At 60.6% G+C, this 20716-nt stretch carries 18 protein-coding genes; 9 read left to right on the plus strand and 9 right to left on the minus strand.

What is annotated here, in order from left to right:
- Window position 1 precedes the first annotated feature (1 nt).
- From AKL25_RS06865 to AKL25_RS06890, 6 genes are all read right to left on the minus strand, one after another.
- Entirely contained in the window at window positions 2–2716 is a 2715-nt protein-coding gene (locus AKL25_RS06865) for a bifunctional diguanylate cyclase/phosphodiesterase (RefSeq protein WP_050476885.1), read from the minus strand.
- A 345-nt stretch (window positions 2717–3061) separates the two neighbouring features.
- Complete coding sequence (locus AKL25_RS06870) at window positions 3062–3448, minus strand: hypothetical protein (protein WP_050476886.1); 387 nt, start codon at window positions 3446–3448, stop codon at window positions 3062–3064.
- 503 nt (window positions 3449–3951) lie between these two features.
- Complete coding sequence (locus AKL25_RS06875; protein WP_050476887.1) at window positions 3952–4569, minus strand: TetR/AcrR family transcriptional regulator; 618 nt, start codon at window positions 4567–4569, stop codon at window positions 3952–3954.
- Between the two features lie 276 nt (window positions 4570–4845).
- Window positions 4846–5541 carry a Pr6Pr family membrane protein gene (locus tag AKL25_RS06880; RefSeq protein ID WP_050476888.1) on the minus strand — a complete coding sequence of 232 codons (696 nt, stop codon included), beginning with the start codon at window positions 5539–5541 and terminating at the stop codon, window positions 4846–4848.
- Window positions 5542–5959: 418 nt separating this feature from the next.
- On the minus strand, window positions 5960–6577 hold the full coding sequence (locus AKL25_RS06885) for a TetR/AcrR family transcriptional regulator (RefSeq protein ID WP_050476987.1): 618 nt from the start codon (window positions 6575–6577) through the stop codon (window positions 5960–5962).
- A 118-nt stretch (window positions 6578–6695) separates the two neighbouring features.
- Window positions 6696–7535 carry a helix-turn-helix domain-containing protein gene (locus AKL25_RS06890; RefSeq protein ID WP_050476889.1) on the minus strand — a complete coding sequence of 280 codons (840 nt, stop codon included), beginning with the start codon at window positions 7533–7535 and terminating at the stop codon, window positions 6696–6698.
- A gap of 167 nt (window positions 7536–7702) precedes the next feature.
- Between AKL25_RS06890 and AKL25_RS06895 the strand changes: the two genes are divergently transcribed.
- Window positions 7703–8101 carry a nuclear transport factor 2 family protein gene (locus tag AKL25_RS06895; protein ID WP_240475666.1) on the plus strand — a complete coding sequence of 133 codons (399 nt, stop codon included), beginning with the start codon at window positions 7703–7705 and terminating at the stop codon, window positions 8099–8101.
- A gap of 75 nt (window positions 8102–8176) precedes the next feature.
- On the opposite strand, the gene AKL25_RS06900 is transcribed toward AKL25_RS06895, so the two are convergent.
- The 3 genes from AKL25_RS06900 to AKL25_RS24740 all read right to left on the minus strand — a co-directional run bounded on the left by AKL25_RS06900 (window position 8177) and on the right by AKL25_RS24740 (window position 10851).
- Complete coding sequence (locus tag AKL25_RS06900) at window positions 8177–9217, minus strand: M48 family metallopeptidase (protein WP_050476890.1); 1041 nt, start codon at window positions 9215–9217, stop codon at window positions 8177–8179.
- Window positions 9214–10305, minus strand: coding sequence for a YjgN family protein (locus tag AKL25_RS06905; protein ID WP_050476891.1), 1092 nt, complete (start codon window positions 10303–10305; stop codon window positions 9214–9216). Before AKL25_RS06905 ends, AKL25_RS06900 begins: the two co-directional genes overlap by 4 nt.
- A gap of 414 nt (window positions 10306–10719) precedes the next feature.
- Entirely contained in the window at window positions 10720–10851 is a 132-nt protein-coding gene (locus AKL25_RS24740) for a hypothetical protein (protein ID WP_276203005.1), read from the minus strand.
- A 59-nt stretch (window positions 10852–10910) separates the two neighbouring features.
- Between AKL25_RS24740 and AKL25_RS06910 the strand changes: the two genes are divergently transcribed.
- The 8 genes from AKL25_RS06910 to cheB all read left to right on the plus strand — a co-directional run bounded on the left by AKL25_RS06910 (window position 10911) and on the right by cheB (window position 20705).
- On the plus strand, window positions 10911–11432 hold the full coding sequence (locus AKL25_RS06910; RefSeq protein ID WP_050476892.1) for a bactofilin family protein: 522 nt from the start codon (window positions 10911–10913) through the stop codon (window positions 11430–11432).
- Between the two features lie 472 nt (window positions 11433–11904).
- Window positions 11905–12774: a formyltetrahydrofolate deformylase gene (gene purU, locus AKL25_RS06915; protein ID WP_050476893.1), complete on the plus strand. Its 870-nt coding sequence runs from the start codon at window positions 11905–11907 to the stop codon at window positions 12772–12774.
- A gap of 346 nt (window positions 12775–13120) precedes the next feature.
- Window positions 13121–14749, plus strand: a complete 1629-nt coding sequence (locus AKL25_RS06920; protein ID WP_050476894.1) for a methyl-accepting chemotaxis protein — start codon at window positions 13121–13123, stop codon at window positions 14747–14749.
- Between the two features lie 46 nt (window positions 14750–14795).
- Window positions 14796–15257, plus strand: a complete 462-nt coding sequence (locus AKL25_RS06925; RefSeq protein ID WP_050476895.1) for a chemotaxis protein CheW — start codon at window positions 14796–14798, stop codon at window positions 15255–15257.
- Window positions 15254–16597: a CheR family methyltransferase gene (locus tag AKL25_RS06930; RefSeq protein ID WP_050476896.1), complete on the plus strand. Its 1344-nt coding sequence runs from the start codon at window positions 15254–15256 to the stop codon at window positions 16595–16597. Before AKL25_RS06925 ends, AKL25_RS06930 begins: the two co-directional genes overlap by 4 nt.
- The gene (locus AKL25_RS06935) at window positions 16590–17294 is read left to right on the plus strand and encodes a chemotaxis protein CheW (RefSeq protein ID WP_050476897.1); all 705 of its coding nucleotides are present in this window, start codon (window positions 16590–16592) and stop codon (window positions 17292–17294) included. Before AKL25_RS06930 ends, AKL25_RS06935 begins: the two co-directional genes overlap by 8 nt.
- A complete protein-coding gene (locus tag AKL25_RS06940) occupies window positions 17291–19657 on the plus strand; it encodes a hybrid sensor histidine kinase/response regulator (RefSeq protein ID WP_050476898.1) in 2367 nt (788 codons plus the stop codon). The genes AKL25_RS06935 and AKL25_RS06940 overlap by 4 nt, the downstream gene beginning before the upstream one ends.
- A gap of 1 nt (window position 19658) precedes the next feature.
- Window positions 19659–20705, plus strand: coding sequence for a chemotaxis response regulator protein-glutamate methylesterase (gene cheB / locus AKL25_RS06945; protein WP_050476899.1), 1047 nt, complete (start codon window positions 19659–19661; stop codon window positions 20703–20705).
- The last annotated feature ends 11 nt before the right edge of the window (window positions 20706–20716 follow it).

A 20716-nucleotide genomic window follows, 5' to 3' on the forward strand; every position in this document is an offset into this window, starting at 1 on the left:
ATCAGGCTGGTGTGAGCGGGGCGGCCGGGAACAGATAGCGGCGACGCATCAATCCCGGAATCTCCGCCGCCGGCAGCGGGTGCGAGATGTAATAACCTTGCACCTCGTCGCAGCCGAGCGCTTGCAGCAGTTGCAGTTGCTGTTCGGTTTCCACGCCTTCGGCCACGACCGTCATGTGCAGGGCATGCGCCATCGAGACGATGGCGTTGAAGAATACTTCTCCTTCGGCGCGCACGCCCAGCTCGGCGGTGAAGGCCTTGTCGACTTTCAGCACGTCGAGGTCGAGGCGCTGCAATTGTGACAGCGAGGAGTAGCCGGTGCCGAAATCGTCGACCAGCAGCTTGATGCCCAGCTCCTGGAAAGATGCCAGTTCTTCGGCGATTTCAAGCGTGTCGGCCATCATGCAGGACTCGGTCAGCTCGATTTCCATTTGCGCCGGATCGATGGCGTAATCCCTGAGCGCCGCGGCGATGATGCTGTTGAGATTGCCCTGGTTGAGCTGGCGCGACGATACGTTGACCGAGGTCGGCAGCGCCGGCAGTCCGGCCGCCTTCCATTGCGCCAGTTGCGCGCAGGCCTTGCGGATGATCAGTTCGCCGAGCTTGAGGATCAGGCCGGTTTCTTCCGCCACCGGGATGAACTCCAGCGGCGACACCATGCCGCGCACCGGATGCTGCCAGCGCGCCAGCGCTTCCATGCTGCAAAACTCGCCGGTCGCGGTGTTTACGCGCGGCTGGAAGTGCAGGATGAACTCGTCGCGTTCGATCGCCAGGCGCAGGGCATTTTCATTTTCCAGTTTGATCTGCAGGCGTTCGGACAATTGCGGCTGATAGAAACGGAAGCGTTTCTTGCCGTCTGATTTGGCCGCGTGCATGGCGGTGTCGGCGTGTTTGAGCAGGGTGTCGACGCTGTCGCCGTCGCGCGGATACATGCTGATGCCGATCGACAGGCTGACTTGCAGCACGTTCTGGTTGGACAGCATGATGGGCCGGGAAAAGGCTTGCAGAATGCTTTCGGCAAGCTGGGCTGCGTCTTCGATGCTGCCGTTTTGCTGCTGGATGATGGTGAAGGCGTCGCCGCTGAAACGAACCAGTTCGTTCTTCATCGGCGATTGCTGACGCGGATTGTCGGGCGCCGACGCGGCGGCTGCGACGTTGGCGGCCAGCAGATCCTGTAGGCGCTGCGTGACCGATTGCAGCAGCATGTCGCCGCTGGAGTGGCCCATGGTGTCGTTGATGTTCTTGAAGTCGTCCAGGTCGAGAAACAGCACGGCAAAGCCGCGCCGCTCGCTGGCGGCCTCGTTGAGCACCTTGTGCAAATGGTCGATGACCCAGTGGCGATTGTGCAGTCCGGTCAGGTCGTCGGTGTTGATCTGTGCCAGCAAGGCCAGCTCATGCGCCTTGGCCTCGCTGATGTCGCGCACCGTAATCGCCAGGCCGAGCTTGTTGCGCACCATCTTGCGATGCAGCCAGGTCGCCGTCAGCGGGCTGTCGTCGGGGATCATGTACTCGTCTTCGTAGTAGCCGACGTCCATGGCTTGCAGAAACGTCGGCATCAGTTTGGGGAAGTACATCGGCGAATAGTGGCGCGACATGTAGCTGCCGATGAACTCGGCCTTGTTCTTGCCGAACACCGTGGCGCCGCGTTCATTGCAGTCGAGCACCTCGAAGTCGATGACGATGCCGTCCCGGTTGCGCACCGCGCGCCACATGTAGAAGCCGTCGTTGCCGCCTTCTGTGACTACGCCGTAGGCTTCGCGCGCTTTTTCCGTTTCGCGCTTGCGGATGGCCAGGCGCAGCGACAGCAGCGTACCGACCACGGCGCACAGCGCCAGGAAGACGGAGCAGGCGATGGCGATGACGGTGTAGTCGCTGGAACGTTCGCGGAAGGCGGCGTAGATGTCCTTGGTCGACATGCCGGTCACCGCGAGCAGCGGATAGTCATGCAACGCATGCCACGACACGATGCGCTCTTCGCCGTCGGTGAAGAGCGATCCGGGCATGACGCTCACGCCGCTGTCGCCGTCAAAGGACGGCACGGTCTTGAACATGATCTGGTGCGCCATGGTTGCTTCGGATGTGCGCGAGACCAGCGGTGCGCCATCCCGTTTGAACAGCGACATGAAATCATTCCTGCCGATGGCGGAGTCGTCTTGCGAAGGCGCAAGAAAGGCCGGCTCGACGGCCACCATCACCAGGCCGTTGAAGGAGCCGTCGGCAGCATCGAGGCGACGCGAGAAACGGATCAGCGTGCGCATCGAGCGCAATCCGACCGATGGATTGCTGATGAGCAATCCGGTGTGCGGATGGTTCTTGTGCGTGATGAAGTAGTCGCGCTCGGCAACGCTGGCGAGATTGTTCAGCGGCAGGGAACTGGTCTTGAGGACGCCGTCGCGATCCGAGATGGTGGCGTACAGCAGCGCCGAGGTCGGGTAGAGCCCCTGGCGTTGCTGGTCTTCGACACTCAGGTGGCCGTTGGTGTAGGCCCAGTAGTACTTGAGGTTGAGCGTGATCTGATCGATCTGGGAGACGGAGCGGGTCAGCTGGTCGGCATACGATTTCGAATGCGCGCGCGCCTCCTGCATGGCGGTCTTGCCGATTTCCGCTTCGCGTTCGCCGAGACGCGATAGCAGCAGGGACCACATCAGCATGGCGAGAAGCAGGCAGCCGACAGGCCACGAAAGAATACCGAGAACTTTGAGTAAACGCTTCTTCACTGTCGTCTGCTTATAGAGTGTTGTCTCGTGATGATGGGATGGCACATGATGTGTGATCGGCCCGGGACAGCGATTCTTGAATCTCTTTTTTTCTTGCTCTGAGTCGAACAGATTTGATATTGAGAAATGATTATATAGAAACGTTCCTCTGGTTTATATGATTCTGCGTTCAGTGATGCAGATGTTTGTCGCTACCGTTTGGTAGGCATGAAGGCAGCCGGCGGCATTGTCCGCATTGTGGGCTTGAGGATCGTTTGCCGGTGGGCGAGTGACGCCGGTCAAGCCGCGGTTGAGCAGGCATTAAGCGCGGCCGCCGTGGCGTCGGCGGCGTTGAGCATCGGGCGCTCAGTGCAGGCCGGAGGTTTTCTTGCAGTTCCAGATCCTGACGCCGAGGGCACACCAGATCAGGAAGATCACCATGTTGGCCGGCAGCCAGACCAGCTGCAGCCAGACGTAATAGCGCACCCATTCGCTCCAGTGCTCGGCGTGCTGCACGTTGCCGAGTGCGACGACGGGCATCGTTCCCTGGAAGCTGACGTACTGGCTCCAGCCGGCGACGACGATGATGGGGAGAATCAGGAAACTCCAGAAGAACCAGGTGCGATGCACGCGCACGCGGCAAGGATGGATGCCATGCGCGGCATGCTCGTGGCCATCGTGACCATCGCGGTCGTCGTGATCGCTGCGATGATGGGTCAGGTTGACTGTGTGGTTTGCGACATCGTTCTGCATAGTGCCCCCGCATTTGCAAACTGGCTTGATTGAATTTGTTCGGTTTCTTATTTCTTCGCAGCGCTATTGCATGGGATTACGTCACGATAGCAGGCGCGCCGACCGGCAGGCGTTCAGTCCATAGGAGACAGCGATGCGTCGCCGGCAGGTCGTGTGCGAAACACGCGACAGGTGCGATTGCGAGTCTTTGCAAGGGGACCGTTTGCCGCGACAGGGCGATGCAGACACGGGTAAAAGCGTCTGTACAAGCGTCGGCACGGGCGCGCTGCACAAGTGCATGCGATTCTCTGGCTGACCGGGAGCAGCCAAACGGTGACAAGGCATTTGCGGTTCTCGCTGAGGTGTCAGATCTGCCCCTTCTTGTCGCAAGCTGGAATAACACTCGCAACAACCCTGGCAGACAAGTTTGTTATGTAATAGGAAAAACAAGACGATACGTTTCGTCTTGAATTCTAGGTGCAAAATTCCTACGACGCAACAAAACTTGCGAGAATGTTGTTAAATTAATTCGTTTTTTGGTGTTGCGGGGTGATGCCGTCGAGCACCAGGGCGATGTGCAAATCGATATGACGCTCGTCGATACCTGCATGGCGCATCAGCATACGTTGGATGATAGGACCGTAGAGCAGGTCGAAGATGACGTCGAAGTCGAGGTCTTCCTTGAATTCACCGTTCTTGATGCCGCGCAGCAATACCTGTTTGGCTGCGCCGCGACGCGGATCGAGGAAGTTGTCGTTGAAGAGACGCATGGTTTCTTCGTCGAATTGCGACAGGCCGATCATTTCGCACACCACGCGACCGGTCTTGCCGCGGTACAGCTTGGCCAGCTTGCGGATCTGGTTTTCGATGTCGTGACGCGCCGATTCCGTCTCCGGAAAAGCCACGTTGGGGCCGACTTCACGCAGCAATGCTTCCATCGCCAGCGAACTCTTGTTGGGCCACCAGCGGTAGATGGTCGCCTTGCCTACACCCGCGCGCGCAGCCACGCCCTCAAGCGAGAGCTTGTCGAACCCGATTTCGTCCAGCAGGACACACGTGGCGTCGAGGATGGCGTCATGGGTTGCTGGATTGCGGCGTCTGCCTGTAGCTGGATCAGGCATATAGGTGAGAGAAATGGTCATGCTCCAATTAGGATAGTGCAGTCTGTCTACAGCCTATATCGGTCACATACGTCACAACTTGAGAAAGAAACGGCTCCTGCGTCAAATTTCATAACATTTTTTTACATACTGCCGAGAACGGGCAGTCGGCCGCTGGGACGACACGCATCAGGTAAGGCTAGCGTCGGCGGTGATAGAACTAAAGTAAGGCGCGGCCTGGGTCTTCACAGTGCGTCGAAAATTGCGATACGGCAATGCGGGTGCGAGGGAGTTGCCGCCGGACAGGCGACACAGCATTCAGCGCCGTGCAAGCAGGCTTTTGCCCGATTCGTTGATAAAGATCAGCAAGCCCATCAGCAGCAGGAACGCGGCCAGCAATCCTGTCGCATTGAGCAGTACGTGCGGATAACCGAGTTCATTGACGTTGATGAACGGGTAGGGATAGAAGCCTGACATGCCGCCGCGCCACAAGGTGATGAACAGATACGACAGCGGATAGATCAGCCACAGCAGGCTGCGCTTCAGGCTGGGCTGGAAGCGCGGCACGAAAAAAATCCAGTACACCATCGACAGCAGCGGCGTTACCGTATGCAGGCTTTCGTTGACCAGCGCGCGAAAGCCGGTCGGCTGCCACAACTGGCGCAGCAGGACGTTGTAGGCGATGCCGACGAAAATAATGTAGGCTACGACGGCCGTTGTGACCTGCGGCTTGCGGAAAAAAACGCTGACCGGATTGTCGCCGCGCAGGGCCAGCGCAGAAAAGCCTATGGCGCTAAGCAGGATAGTCAGATTGGTCAGATAGCTCGACAAACGCGCCACGCCGTCCATCACGGTCATGCCGCGCACCAGCACGCGGTCGATGGTGATATCGGTCTGGGCGCTCAGGGCAAACCAGCTGATGGCGGCAATCAGCAGCGCCAGCATGCAGGCGATATTGGAGAGTTGACGGTCGGGGAAAATTTCAGCGGACAGGGTTGGTTCGGGCGTAGACATCGGCGGGCAGAAGAAAAGGCGTCGGAGGCAAGAATCGGTAGCAGGCGCGAGCGAAAGCTCAGCGAGCATTGAATCACGATATGGAGTGGCGCGGGGACATATTGTTCCCGCAGGACGGCCTGTTCGCAGCTTTTTACACTTGCTTGCTTCGTTGCTTATTTCATTTGCTCATTTCATTTATTCACGCGCCTGGTCAGACAAAAACGAAGTCTTCATTCTGATTCGGCACCAGGCGGATGGTTTGCAGCAACTGGAACAAGAGCGACGCCCCGATGGGCAGAGTGATGACGCCAATAGTAACCCACATGATTTTCTCCCTGTTTAGCACGATAGTGCGAAATTTGCGTAAAAAAATGCCAAAACGAACTTCTTCACGGAAACGATCCGGCGACCCGGCAGGCGTGCCGCCGGACAGAAATCAACCGTGGTAATTGAAACTGCGATACGTCGAAATCAGCCGCTCGTAGGCTGTCTGCACGCGCTCCAGCGCTTTGGGATCGCGCAGGAAGCGGGCATCGTGCATCAGTCCGACCATCAGGCAGTACAGCTCGAACACCAGTTGCTCCGGATCGGTGTCCGGGCGCAGCTGGCCTTCTTCCAGCGCCTGTTCCACCGTCCGGTGCAGCATGCCGCGCCATTGCATGATGTTTTGCTTGATGCGATCGCGCATCGGATTGTCGACGTCGTCGTACTCGAAGGCGCCGGCGATATACAGGCAACCGACTTCATTGCTGGTGCGCCGCAGCCAGTTGCGGATCATTGCGCTCAGGCGCGGCAGCCCGCGCGGCAAGGTCATGGCCGGCTTGAAAATTTCTTCGACGAAACGGCGGTCGAATTCATCCAGCACCGCCTGCTGTAAGGCCTCGCGCGAACCGACACGCGAGAACACGCCGCTCTTGCTGATGCTCAGGCGCTTGGCGACTTCGCCCAGCGACAAGGCTTCCAGGCCTTCGTTTTGCGCCATTTCCAGGGCGGTATCGACGATGGCGGCAAGGGTGAGTTCGCTTTTGGCGGTACGGGTAATGACGGTATCCATGTGCGTCAATTTAGCACGTGTATGCGAAATGTAAAGAAGCTTCTCAAAAAATAACGATGATGCGTAGAACTACGGTAGCGATCCGTTGCAAGTCAATGCGAATAATGCCGCATGGAAATTATTTGCCGGCTTCCGGCAGCAGCCGTTGCAGCGCGGCCGATGTTTCCGCATCGGCGGGGAAGAAACATTCCATCGCCAGCTCCGACAAGGTGATGTCGACCGGCGTGCCGAAAATCGTCGTCGTGCTGAAAAACGAAAGCAGGCCGTGTTCCGTCTGCAACTGAAACGGCACGGCCACGGCGGCGTAGGGCGAGAGCGTGTGCTCGGCTGCGGACGCGTCATGCTCGGGCGCCGGATAGGCGAGCAACTCCTTGTTCAGATCGATCAGAACGGGATCGGCGCTCAAGGCAATCTGCTGGCGCAGGCGATCCAGCATGTGCTGCCGCCATTCGGCGAAGTTGGCGATGCGCGGCGCCGGCCCTTGCGGATGCAGCGTCAGCCGCATGACATTGATGGGCGCCTGCAGCAGCATCGGTGCCACGCCGGTCAGCAGCAAGGGAACGATGCGATTGGCGGAGACCAGGTTCCAATGCCGGTCGACCGCCAGCGCGGGAAACGGCTCGTGCCCGGTGAGGATCTGATCGATGGCTTTGCGCGCCGCCAGCAGCGCGGGATCGTCCAGCGCACGCTCGGGAAACAGCGGCGCGAAGCCGCCGGCCATCAGCAAGGCATTGCGTTCGCGCAGAGGAATGTCGAGGCGTTCCGCCAGGCGCAACAGCATGTCGCGGCTTGCCTGTGAGCGGCCGGTTTCGAGAAAGCTCAGATGGCGTGTCGAAATTTCCGCTTCGCAGGCGAGGTCGAGCTGGCTCATGCGGCGACGCACGCGCCACGCGCGCAACATGTCGCTGACCGGCCGTGCGGAGGGGGAGGATGCAGGGAGCGTAGGTGTCGAGATCATGTGCCGATCATAGCGTATCGATGCGCGGCGTCACATTACCTGCGAGGTAATTGTCCGGCGCCGGGGCTTGGGCAATGATGTGCCTGACGCTGCGTTTGCCGTACTGCAGGACGCGCCGGCCAGCGATCGCATTTCCCGCTTTCAACCTTCTTTATATGGAGTTCAGCATGACACATCCGACATCTCATACCGATCTGGCCGCCGCCGGCGAGCAAATGAACACGCTGGTGGATCTTTATATCGCGGTCTGGAACGAAACCGACGCCGCACGCCGCGCCGGCCTGATCGCCGAGATCTGGACCGCCGACGCCAGCTATCGCGACCCCCTGATGCAAGGCGACGGCCACGCCGGCATTTCGCAATTGGTGGCCGCGGTGCACGAGCGCTTTCCGGCTTTCCGTTTCAGCCGTATCGGCGAACCGGATTTTCATGGCGCGCACCTGCGCTTTTCCTGGGCGTTGGGTCTGGACGGCGAAGAAGCGATGATCAAAGGAACCGACTTTGCGGTGCTGGAGCAAGGACGGCTGCGCAGCGTGACCGGTTTCCTGGATCAGGTGCCGGCCTGAGTCGGCGCAGGTGGTTCAGGCAGGTTCGGATAAGGCGGCGACGCTTGCTCGTACAAGCGCCGCCGCTCGATCGGATCATGGTGCGTTCAGGATGCGCTGCACACGTTCGGCGCTGGCCGGGTGGCTGGACAGGTAAGGCGGCACGCCGTGGCCGGAGGCTTCCTTCTCGCCCAGTTTTTCGAAGACATAGGCCAGCTTCTGGCGGCTCATGCCATTGGCCTTGAACAGGGCGATGGCATAGTCGTCGGCTTCGCGCTCAACGTCGCGCGAATACTTCATGTCGAGCAAGACGGTCGGTATGTTGGCGATCACCGCCGAGACGTCGCCGAACAGCACCGTCGCCGCTGCGCCGATGGCCGAACTCTGGATCAGCCTGCGCATCAGATGGCGTCCCTGCAGATGGCCGAGTTCATGCGCCAGCACGCCCATGACGGCGTCGTCGTCGTTGAGCAAGGTCACGATCTCGTCGGTCAGCACAATCTGGCCGGAGGGCAGGGCAAAGGCGTTGGGGCCGATGCGGCTCTTGCGGAACACGATCTCATACGGCGGCAGCTCATTCATTTGCGCCATCGGCGCCGTCAGCATCGTGAAGCGTGCCGCGATGGCCGCTTGTTGTGCAGCCGGCAGCGCAGTCGGCGCCAGGATATGTTTATCGAGGAAATCCAGCGCGCCGTCGCCGATGCGCTGTTCGACGCTGACGGGCAGCGAGTGCGCAATCAGACCGGAGGCGGCCGGCAGCAGATAGAGATAGCTCACGGCCAGCACCGCGATCAGCGCGGCCGCGGCGGCCAGCGTTGCGCGCCAGTTCTGCTGCATGCGCACCACCAGCGAATCGCGATGGCTGGTGCTTTCCAGCAGGGCGGCGAAGGCGGCCTGATCCTGGATTTCCAGATAGGCGCCATCGGGATAGGTCACCTTGCGCGCGGCGCGGCTGAGCCTTTCGGATACTCGCAATTGAGCAATCGGGCACACGCGCTCAACTGGCGCTGTATCCGTATCGCCGGCGTTCTGTCCACTGCCGTAAATCCGCGCCATGCCGTCAATCACCTCCAGCGTGACGACATGGCGGCGCGAGGTTTTACCGTCGAAATAAAAAGCGGCGACTGCTGTCGTCATAGCGATAAATCGAAGTCGAGCAAGTCCGTCATGCCTTCGCCCATGGCCGATCCCGACGGTTCGTTATCAGCGATGAACTCATCGAGGCTGCCGGCGGGATGCAGGCTCATCGACTCGATCCGGTAGCGCAGCGCGCGGATCTGGGCGAACGGCGTGTACAGGCCCAGGGTGCAAACGATGCCGATGATGTTGGTGAAGGCGATGAACATCATGCGGCCCCAGCGCATCCCGCTGTGAAAGCGGTGCTCGCCGAGCCTGGTGTGATTCCAGATCAGGTTTTGCATCAGCGTCAGGAACAGCGGATACATCAGGAAAGTCCAGGCATACAGCGCCAGGATCACCAGCACGAATGAAAAGACATGGCCCGCGCCGAACGATTGATCGCTCATGAACGGATAGGCGCTGGCGCCGACCGTGAGCAAAATGGCAATGAAGCCGGCGAGATAGATGCCGAAACCGATCAGGTAGGTCTTGTAAAACGCGCCCACGGAACCGGTGAAAGAAAAGTGACTGGCGCCGAAGCGCGACTCGGTGTGCTGAAAACGCTTGATGCGCTGATGCGTGAACGGCGTCAGCAAATACAAGGTGAAGAAGGTCAGCAGCGGCAGCCACAGATACACCTTGTACGCGCCCGCAGCGTTGCCGCGAAAGCCGAAACGGATGCCGCGGTAGCTGGTGTTGTAGAGCTTGAACTGCAAGCTGCGCCAGATCAGCCAGGGCATCGCCGCCAGGAAGGCGATCAGCACCAGCAGGCCGAGCAGCGGGTTGAGCTTGAACGCGAACTGATAGCCGAACAGCAGCACCACGGTGATGACGCGGCCTTTGAGGATCGCCATCGGATTGCCGTGGTATTCAAAGCTGGTGCCAGCGACCGTGGTGTTGTCATAAAAATAACGCAGCCGTCTTACCTTGGCCCAGGCGGAATAAATTCCCAGCGTCACCACCGACAGCAGCAGGTTGACGATCCAGATGCGGAAGTATTCGGAGCCGCGTCCGCTGAAAGAAAATGCTTCCACCGCAGGCGGCGCTGAAAAATCGGGGCTGGCAGGGAAATCGGGCTGGCCGGGTTGCTCGAAAGTGTCGCTCATGTGTTCCCCATCAGTTTGTTTTTGAAATGGATTGATCCTTCTGAAGTGGGCCAAAGAATCTCTTGCCGCCTTCAAAAAGTCAAGCGCGCGCGGCGACATGTTCAGCCGAAGAGGGTGTTTGAAGTGCGTGTTTATTCACGATGATGCGTCGTCAAAAAAATGTAACAGGGCTTGCATTGTTTTGGTTCGTCGCGGTGACTGCGAACTCATTGACTGAGATGACGGCGACCTCGTCCGATCACGACGACAAGTCGCGATCATGAGATTGAAATCGGCAGCAATTAGCGTCGGCAGAAAATATCTGCGCGGTTAAATCGGCACGAAAAATCAGCCGCGAAAAAACGTGATGGGAAGCTGCGCGAAAAATATTTACGCCCCCATTTCACTGTTACAAAATTCTCGTGAACTTTCTATTTATTGATGTGCCGAAACGCTGAGATCGTTGCACAGCTCGTGTCCTTCAACATCAGTCGGCATCAGCTTTTCAGCGATCTCGTCCTCCGCGGCGAAGATGTTCATCGCGATTGAAAAATTGGATGAGCGCATCGCCGATTCGTTTTATCAGTGCCACGTCTTGCACCGCACATTTATCTTCAGGAGATACCATGCTTCGCTCAGAAACTCTCTTTGGCAAACGAGAAGCCAATTCGCCAAATTCCCCTTTCAGCGCCAGTAACAATTTGACGCAACCGGGCGTATCCAATGTGACCAAGACGACCAATACTCCATCCTCTTCCACTACTCCGCCATCAAGCTCCGGATCCAACGAAATGGGCAGCAAACTGATCGTCGGTCCCAACATCAAGCTGAAGGGCGTCGAGATCAATGATTGCGACACGCTCGTGGTGGAAGGCCGCGTCGAAGCGACGATGGATTCGCGCGTGATCCAGATCGCAGAAAAGGGCGCCTTCAAGGGTTCGGCGGAAATCGACCTGGCGGAAATCCGCGGCGACTTCGACGGCGAGCTGACCGTGCGCCAGAAACTGGTGATCTACTCCAGCGGCAAAGTGTCGGGCAAGATCCGCTACGGCAAACTGGTCATTGAAGAAGGCGGCCAGCTCAGCGGCGACGTGCAGGTCGGCGGCGCAGCGGAACAGCGTGAACTGTTGCAGGCCAAAACTGCGTAATTCCTCCCATACGTCAGCCAACGCGCCCATTCCGGCGCTTCATCTGTCGTCGCACTGAAGGCCGTTTGCAGCATCGGCGGCTGTTTTTTGTTTTTTCATGAAAAATGAAGCCTTCCGGGCGGCGTCCGGACGGTTTTATTGCCGTTGCTCTTGCAGTTGACTGCGGAGCCGGGTCACTGTGCGCGAAACACGTCTTCGCGGCGCCTTGCTGCGGATTCGTGCGCGATCTGGCGCGATCCCGATACCGGGGCGGCTTCTTGCGTGCATCGGCGGTCTGGTTTTACGACTGTTTTTGCTGATCGGGTCCGCCAGTGGCGGGGCCGGGGCTTTGTGCGCATGCGCCGGGCGTGCGACAATAGCGATTTTCGTCTTTTGCGATGCTCTTTTGCTGCATTCCGGAAACATGCCTGGCACATGCCGCATGCGACTGAGATGCCCTGAGCGGCGGACGACGGTGTTTTTAAGATCGACTATGGCCCACCCGGAATACATTCTCACCATTTCCTGTCTCGACCAGCGCGGCATCGTGCATCGCGTGTCGGGCTTCCTCGCCGACCACGGCTGCAACATCATCGATTCGGCGCAGTTCGGCGATGCGCAATCGAAACTGTTCTTCATGCGCGTGCATTTTTCCTCGGAAGACGCCGGCGTCGCCGATGAAACGCTGCGCGCCGATTTCGCCGTGCTGGGCGGCCTGCTCAACATGGACTGGCAGCTGCACGACGCCGCCAAGAAACCGCGCGTCATGTTGATGGTGTCCAAGATCGGCCATTGTCTCAACGACCTGCTGTTCCGCTACAAGAGCGGCCTGTTGCCGGTGGAGATTCCGGCAATCGTGTCCAATCACACCGATTTCTACCAACTGGCGGCGAGCTACAACATTCCGTTCCATCATCTGCCGCTGGCCGCCGGCGCATCGGAAGACGCCAAGCTGGCGCAGGAAGCGCGCATCCTCGAAATCGTCGAAACCAACCAGATCGATCTGGTGGTGCTGGCGCGTTACATGCAGATCTTGTCGCCGTCGCTGTGCAGCGCGCTCAAGGGCCGCGCCATCAATATCCACCATTCCTTCCTGCCCAGCTTCAAGGGCGCCAAGCCTTACTATCAGGCCCATGACCGCGGCGTGAAGCTGATCGGCGCTACCGCCCACTTCGTCACCAGCGACCTGGACGAAGGTCCGATCATCGAGCAGGGCGTGGAACGCGTCGATCATTCGATGGGTCCGGATACGCTGACCGCCATCGGCCGCGATATCGAGTCGGTCGTGCTGGCGCGCGCGGTGAAGTGGTTCACCGAGCACCGTATCCTGCTGAACGGTCACAAAACGGTCATCTTCAACTGATCCAGGCTTGGGGTGTGCCTGATTGAGCCTGAAAAGGGCCTAAAACAAAGGCAAACCGAGTCTTTCAACGCCGGCGCAGATCCTGTCTGCAGCCGGCGTTTTTGCGTCTGCAGCCGGGGTTTCTGCCGGACGTCGCGCCGGGCTTCCCATTTTCGGCGAAAAAGCAGGCTCAGGGCGGGAATCCGCAGCGTTCTCGTATGGCAATGCGTCAACGATTCGGCCATAATGCCGGTGGAGCAAGAATCTCGCGTTTTATCGATATTTTTGCGAAATAAATTTCGCGCCACGTTGCTTATGCCGCCTATGCCGTTGCGCCGTATCTCTTCTTCAGGAAAGCCTGCTCAGCATGAAAAATTGGACGATCAAACAGCGACTACTCAGCAGTTTTGCAGTCATCCTGATCCTGATGGTCATCATGGCGACAGTCGCTTCCACCCGCCTGGCGAAGATCGACGACGAAGCCACCAGCCTGCGCCAGGATTCCACTCCCGGCCTGTACTACAGCACCATGATCAACGCCGCCTGGTATGAAAACCTGCTGCTGGGCCAGCAGATCGCGCAGGTTGACGAAAGCGACGCCGCGCGCCAGGCCGACATCGCGCTCTTGCGCGCCAACGGCGAGCGCCTGAATCACCTGCAGGAAGAGTACGACAAGTCCGTCTACAACGCGCGCGACCGGGCGTTGTTCGAGCAGTTCAAGCAGGCGCGCATGGCTTATCGCCAGATCCAGCAAGACATCCTGAAGATGGATTTGTCCAGCCCGAGTCCTGCGGTCAACAAGGTCATCGCCGAACAGTTGCGTCCGGCCTGGCGTACCGGCTATGCCCTGACGCAAAAGATGGTCGAGATCAACAAGACCATTTCCGACGACTCCGCGCAACGTATTACCGATGCCGTCACCCAGGCCAAGACCAGCATGCTGATTTCCGTGATTGCCGCGGTAGCGGCGGCGATCGTGTGCGGCTATTTCCTGCTGCGTGCGATCACCGGCCCGATGGAGCGCCTGATGGGCATCCTCGACGTGATGCGCGCCGGCGATTTTTCGCAGCGTCTGTATTTTGAGCGCCGCGATGAGTTCTCGCATCTGGCGGCGGGGTTCAACCGCATGACGGACGAATTGACCGCGCTGGTGGGGCAGGCGCAGAAGTCTTCGGCCCAGGTGTCGACCTCGGTGACCGAAATCGCCGCTACTTCCAAGCAACAGCAAGCCACCGCGGCCGAGACCGCGGCAACGACCACTGAAATCGGCGTGACCTCGCGCGAAATCTTCGCCACCTCGCGCGACCTGGTGCGCACCATGAATGAAGTCTCGCTGGTCTCCGAGCAGGCGGCGACGCTGGCAGGCAGCGGCCAGAGCGGCCTGACGCGCATGGAAGACACCATGCAGGACGTCATGGACGCGGCCGGTTCGGTCAGCGGCAAACTGGCCATCCTCAACGAGAAGGCAGGCAACATCAACCAGGTCGTCACCACCATCACCAAGGTCGCCGACCAGACCAATCTGCTCTCGCTCAACGCCGCCATCGAAGCGGAAAAAGCCGGCGAATACGGCCGCGGCTTCTCGGTGGTCGCCACCGAAATCCGCCGTCTCGCCGACCAGACTGCGGTTGCCACCTATGACATCGAACTGATGGTCAAGGAAATTCAGTCGGCGGTCGCCGCCGGCGTGATGGGCATGGATAAATTCTCCGATCAGGTGCGCCGCGGCATGTCCGAAGTGCAGCAGGTCGGCACCCAGCTGTCGCAGATCATTGCGCAGGTGCAGGCGCTGGCGCCGCGCTTCCAGGTGGTCAATGAAGGCATGCAGGCGCAGGCCAACAGCGCCGAACAGATCAACCAGGCGCTGCTGCAACTGAGCGAAGCCGCCCAGCAGACCGTCGAATCGCTGCAGCAATCGAGCCAGGCTATCGACGAACTGAACCTGGTGTCCAACGGTTTGCGCAACGGCGTATCCCGCTTCAAGGTATCGGCCTGATGATAGTGATGGCGATGACTGCAACACGGACAACACGAGCCTGAGCATGCTTTTCTTGATCTTTCAGATCGGCAATGATCGATACGCCCTGGACAGCAACCAGGTCGAGGTCGTGTTGCCGCCTGCGCCGTGCAAGCAAGTGCCGGATGCGCCAGCCTGGGTGCGCGGCATCTTCAGCCATGACGGCCGCAATGTGCCGGTGCTGGACATGAGCATGCTGGCGCTCGGCCAGCCCGCAGCGCAACGCCTGAGTACGCGTCTGGTGCTGACGCATTACACGCCGGCAGGGCAGGAGCCGCAGTTGCTCGGCCTGATCGTTGAAAAAGCCACCGATACCCTGCGTTGCGACGCCGAAGATTTCACCGCATCGGGTCTGCTGCACGAGAACGCGCGTTATCTCGGTCCGGTCATGCGGCATCAGGGCGAACTGATCCAATGGATCAAGGTCGACGACATGCTGGACGACGCCGTACAGGCATTGTTGTTTCCGGAAGAGAGCAGGGCATGAGCGCGCAGCTTCATCACGGCAACCACGGCCTCGGCAACAGCGCCGCCAACGCCCAGGTGATTGAGCAGATCGCCGCCATGCTCAAGCAGCATATGGGGCTGGATGTCGCCGCCGTCGGCAGCTCGCTGATCGAGCGCGGGGTGCGCGAGCGCATGAGCCAGCTTGCACAGAACGATATCTACGGCTATCTGCATACCTTGCAATCGGGCGTGGGCGAATTGCAGGAGCTGATCGAACTGGTGGTCGTGCCGGAGACATGGTTCTTCCGCGACCGCGAGGCAATCCTGGCCGTGGCGCGCCTGGCGCGTGAAAAAATCGTGCGCTCGCCGACTGCCAACGTACGGATTCTGAGTCTGCCGTGCTCGACCGGCGAGGAGCCGTATTCCATCGCCATGGCGCTGCTGGATGTCGGTGTGCCGGCGGGGCAGTTCCGCGTCGATGGTATCGACATTTGCAAACGCTCGCTGTCGATCGCGCAGCGCAGCATCTACGGCCGCAACTCTTTCCGCGGCAAGCAGCTGGAGTACCGCGAGCGGCATTTTTCTGTGTACGACACCACCGCATCGGCCTTGTCGGAAGAAGTACGCCGCCAGGTCGGTTTTCGCCACGGCAATATGCTGGCCGGCGATTTTCTGGTGAACGAAGCTCCCTACGATTTCATTTTTTGCCGCAACGTACTGATCTATTTCGATCGCGACGTGCAGGCGCAAGCCGTCAAGGTGCTGGAGCGTCTGCTTGGGCAGGACGGTTGCATTTTTGTCGGACCCGCTGAAGCGGGCATCATGTTGCGCCCGCATATCGAATCGATCGGCATTCCGCTGACCTTCGGCTTTCGCCGCAAAGCGGTGACGGTGCCAAAAGCAGAGGTCATGCCTGCGCTGCCGTCGTTGGCGAAACCGATCGCGCCCGCCTGGATGCCGACGTCGGCGCCGGTTCGGGAACGTAGCAAGACGGCCGCACCACTGCCGGTCGCCAGGCCTGCCATTGAGAAAATTGTCATGCCGGCGCAAGACGACTTGCTCACCCGTGCACGCACCTGCGCCGACCGGGGCGAGCTGGCGGAAGCGGAAGCCTTGTGCGCACAGCACCTGCGCGCCGCCGGTCCGAACGCCGGCGCTTACTACCTGCAAGGCTTGATCAACGACGCGCGCCAGGATACGGCGACCGCCTTGCAACTCTATCGCAAGGCCATTTACCTGCAGCCGGATCATCGCGACGCCTTGCTGCACCTGTCCGGTTTGCTGGCGGCGCAGGGCGATGTCGCCGGCGCACAGCGTTTGCAGCAGCGCGCCGAGCGCGCCCAACTGAAACAGGGTAACGAGGAGCAGCCGCATGTCTGAGGTTTTGCAAACGACACCGGCATTGGACGTGGTCGTCGACGACTGCTGGAATCGCATCGGCGTGCGCGGCGACAACAGCTGCCCGAAGCTCCAGGACTATTTTCGCTGCCTGAATTGCCCGACCTTTGCCGCCGCCGCGTCGGCTTTGCTGGATCGGCCCGTGTCGGCGGCAGGCGTTCAGCTGTCAGGCAATGCGCAATTGCCGCCGGCGGCCAAGGGCATGGGCAAGGACACGCTCAGGCGCGGCCGCGGCGACGCCACGGCATCGATGCTGGTGTTTCGTATCGGCGAGGAATGGCTGGGTTTGCCGACCACGGCTATTGTCGAGGTAATTGAAGCGCGGCCGGTTCATTCGCTGCCGCATCAGGCCAACCATGCGGTGCTGGGACTGACGAATATTCGCGGCGCGCTCAAGATTTGCGTGTCGCTGGGACGCATGCTGGGTATCGGCGTCGACAGCGCCCATGCCGGTCAGCGCTTGCTGGTGGTGGCGCATGAAGAGCAGATACTGGCGTTTCCCGTCAATGAAGTCTCGGGTGTGCATGCTTATGCCGCCGACGCTGCGCAATCGCCGCCGTCCACCGTCGTGCACACGGGCGCCACCTATACCCAGGCCGTGATCGACTGGCGCGACAAGAAAGTCGGCCTGCTGGATTGCGGCCTGTTGTTCTATGCCTTGAATCGGAGCCTGACATGAGTTCGACCGATATCCGGCAGATGACCATGCTGGAATTATTCCGGCATGAAGTGGAAAGCCAGGTGCAGGTGCTCAACGCCGGTTTGCTGGAGCTTGAGCGCAGCGGCGACCACAGCGACCGCGAGGCCTTGCTCGAACCATTGGAAGCATGCATGCGCGCAGCGCATTCGCTCAAGGGCGCGGCGCGCATCATCAGTCTCAACGCCGGCGTCAATGTGGCGCATGTGATGGAAGACTGCTTCGTGCTGGCGCAGCAGGATAAATTGCGTTTGCGGCGGCGACAGATCGATGCGCTGTTCAAGGGCGTCGATTTGCTGACGCGCATCGCCAACGCGCCGGGCGACGATGAAACCTGGGGCGAGCATGCTGGCAAGGTTGAAATCGACACCTTCATGCTGGCGCTGAGCACCGCCATGGCGGATGGCGGCGACGACCGGCCTGAGCCTGCCGCAGCTCCCGCCATGATTGAAGCAAGCGCCGCCGTACCCGTACCGGCGCCCGTATCAGCGGCGGAACCGGAGCCGGAGCAGGCAAGCGAGGCCGCGGCAACCGCATCGACGGCGTATGTCGACCGGCGCGAGCAGCGGGAGTCGCGCGATGCCGCCTCGCCCAACGGCGTGCGTTCGGTACGCGTCAGCGCCGACAATCTGGACCGCCTGCTCAGCCTGAGCGGCGAGTCGCTGGTGGAGTCGCGCCGCCTGAAGTCGTTTGCCGCGTCGATGCTGCGCCTCAAGCGCATGCAGCGCGAAGCCGCCCAGGCGCTCGATCTGCTGCAGCAAAAAATGACCGGCGGCGATGAAGCCGCGCACGTGGCGCTGGCGGAAGTGCGTACGCTGATGGTGCAGTCCCAGCACATGGTCGGCGATCAGCTGGCCGAACTGGAAATGTTCGACCGCCATTCCGTCAACCTGTCGCAGCGCCTGTATGAAGAAGCGCTGGCTTGCCGCATGCGTCCGTTTGCCGACGGCACCGGCGTCGGCTCGGGCAACTACGCCCGCATGGTGCGCGACGTCGGCCATACGCTGGGTAAATCGGTGCGGCTGGAGATCGTCGGCAACGCCACCCAGATCGACCGCGACATCCTGGAAAAACTCGATGCGCCCATCGGCCATCTGCTGCGCAATGCGGTAGACCACGGCATCGAATCGCCGCAGCAGCGTGCGCTGGCCGGCAAGCCGGAGCAGGGCAAGGTGACGCTGGAAGCGCGCCATAGCGCCGGCATGCTGCAGGTGAACGTGATCGACGACGGCGCCGGCATCGATTTCGATCGTCTCAAGCAAATCATCGTCAGCCGCAAGCTGTCGACCGCAGAGATCGTGGCGCGCCTGAGCGAGTCGGAGCTGCTCGATTTCCTGCTGCTGCCGGGTTTCAGCCTGCGCGACACCGTGACCGATATTTCAGGCCGCGGCGTCGGTCTCGATGTGGTGGCCGACATGCTCAAGCAAGTGCGCGGCACCGTGCGCATCACCAGCACGGCAGGACAGGGCACGCGCTTCCAGCTGCAGCTGCCGCTGACCTTGTCGGTGATCCGCAGTCTGCTGGTCAGCATCGACAACGAGCCCTATGCTTTTCCGCTGGCTTACGTCAATCGCACGCTGGAGCTGCAACGCGATCAGCTGGATGTGCTCGAAGGCTATCAGCACTTTCATTTCGAGGGTCGCCAGATCGGCCTCGTCAGCGCGCATCAGATCCTGCAAAAAGGCGAGTTGCGCGCCAGGGGCGACTCCGTCATGGTGGTGGTCATCGGTGACAACGAAAACACCTACGGCCTGGCGGTCGACCGTTTCCTCGGCGAGCGCATGCTGGTGGTGCAGGCGCTGGATTCGCGCCTGGGCAAGATCCCCAACGTGCAGGCCGGCGCCCTGATGGAAGACGGTGCGCCGGTGCTGATTCTGGATGTGGCCGACATGCTGCGCTCGGTCGAGAAGCTCAGCGTCTCCGGCCAGCTTGAGAACGTGCAGCACGCCGCCAGCGAAGACGCCGGCGCCGCCCGCAAGAAAGTGCTGGTGGTCGACGATTCGCTGACCGTGCGTGAGCTGGAACGCAAGCTGCTGGTCAATCGCGGCTACCAGGTCACCGTAGCGGTCGACGGCATGGACGGCTGGAACGCTGTGCGCACCGAAGCATTCGATCTGGTCATCACCGACATCGACATGCCGCGCATGGACGGCATCGAGCTGGTGACGCTGATCCGGCAGGCGGCGCATCTGCGCACCTTGCCGGTGATGATCGTGTCTTACAAGGACCGGGAAGAAGATCGTCAGCGCGGCCTGGAAGCCGGCGCAGATCATTATTTCACCAAGAGCAGTTTCCACGACGAGACCCTGTTGCAGGCCGTGGTGGATTTGATCGGAGCCGCCTGACGTGAAGATTGCAATCGTCAACGACGTACCCATGGTGGTCGAGATTTTGCGGCGGGTGCTGGCCGAATGGTCGGAGCACCAGTTGCTGTGGGTGGCGCAGGATGGCGCTCAGGCGGTGGAATTGTGCGCCTGGCAATTGCCGGACCTCATCCTGATGGACATCGTCATGCCGCATCTCGACGGCGTCGAAGCAACGCGCCGCATCATGCAGAAGACGCCTTGTCCTATCCTGATCGTGACGGCCGATATCGGCGCCTGTGCCGATCAGGTGTACCAGGCGCTCGGTTACGGCGCGCTGGATGCCGTCGATACGCCGGCCCTGTCCGGCAGCGACTGGCGCCAGGGTTCGGCGGTACTGATGGAAAAGATCGCCCGCATCGGCCGCATGGAACGCAAGCCGGCCGCCTTGAAAACGACGCCGAAGCGCGAGCCTGGCGTCGTCAAGCCGTCGGCGCTGACGCCGGTCTTGTCGGCGCCGGCAGGCGTATCCGACAAGCTGGTGGCGATCGGCGCCTCGGCCGGCGGGCCGGGTGCGCTGGCGTCGATCTTGCGGGAATTGCCCAAGGATTTCCCGGCCGCCGTGGTGATCGTCCAGCATATCGACCCCGGCTTTGCCGGCGGCATGGCAGGCTGGTTGCAGCAGCAGACCGGCTTGAAGGTGCGCGTGGCGCAGGAGGGCGACCGGCCGCAATGCGGCGCCGTGCTCATGGCCGGCACCAACCAGCATCTGTTGTTCAGGAATCGCGACAGTCTCGGCTACATGCCGGAGTCGCCGGAGGATGTCTACCATCCTTCGATTGATGTGTTTTTCCAGAGCGTGGTCCGGCAGTGGCGCGGCCAGGCTGTGGGGGTATTGCTGACCGGCATGGGGCGCGATGGCGCCGTCGGTCTCAAGGCCATCCGCGATGCGGGGTATCACACCATCGCGCAAGACCGGCAAAGCAGTTCCGTCTACGGCATGCCGAAGGCGGCTGCGGCGCTCGATGCCGCCACCGAAATTTTGCCTCTCGGCGACATCGCCAAGGCATTGGTCAGTCAATTTACGTAATAAAGGAACGA

The organism is Herbaspirillum rhizosphaerae, assembly GCF_001189965.1.
Taxonomy (GTDB): Bacteria; Pseudomonadota; Gammaproteobacteria; order Burkholderiales; family Burkholderiaceae_D; genus Herbaspirillum; species Herbaspirillum rhizosphaerae.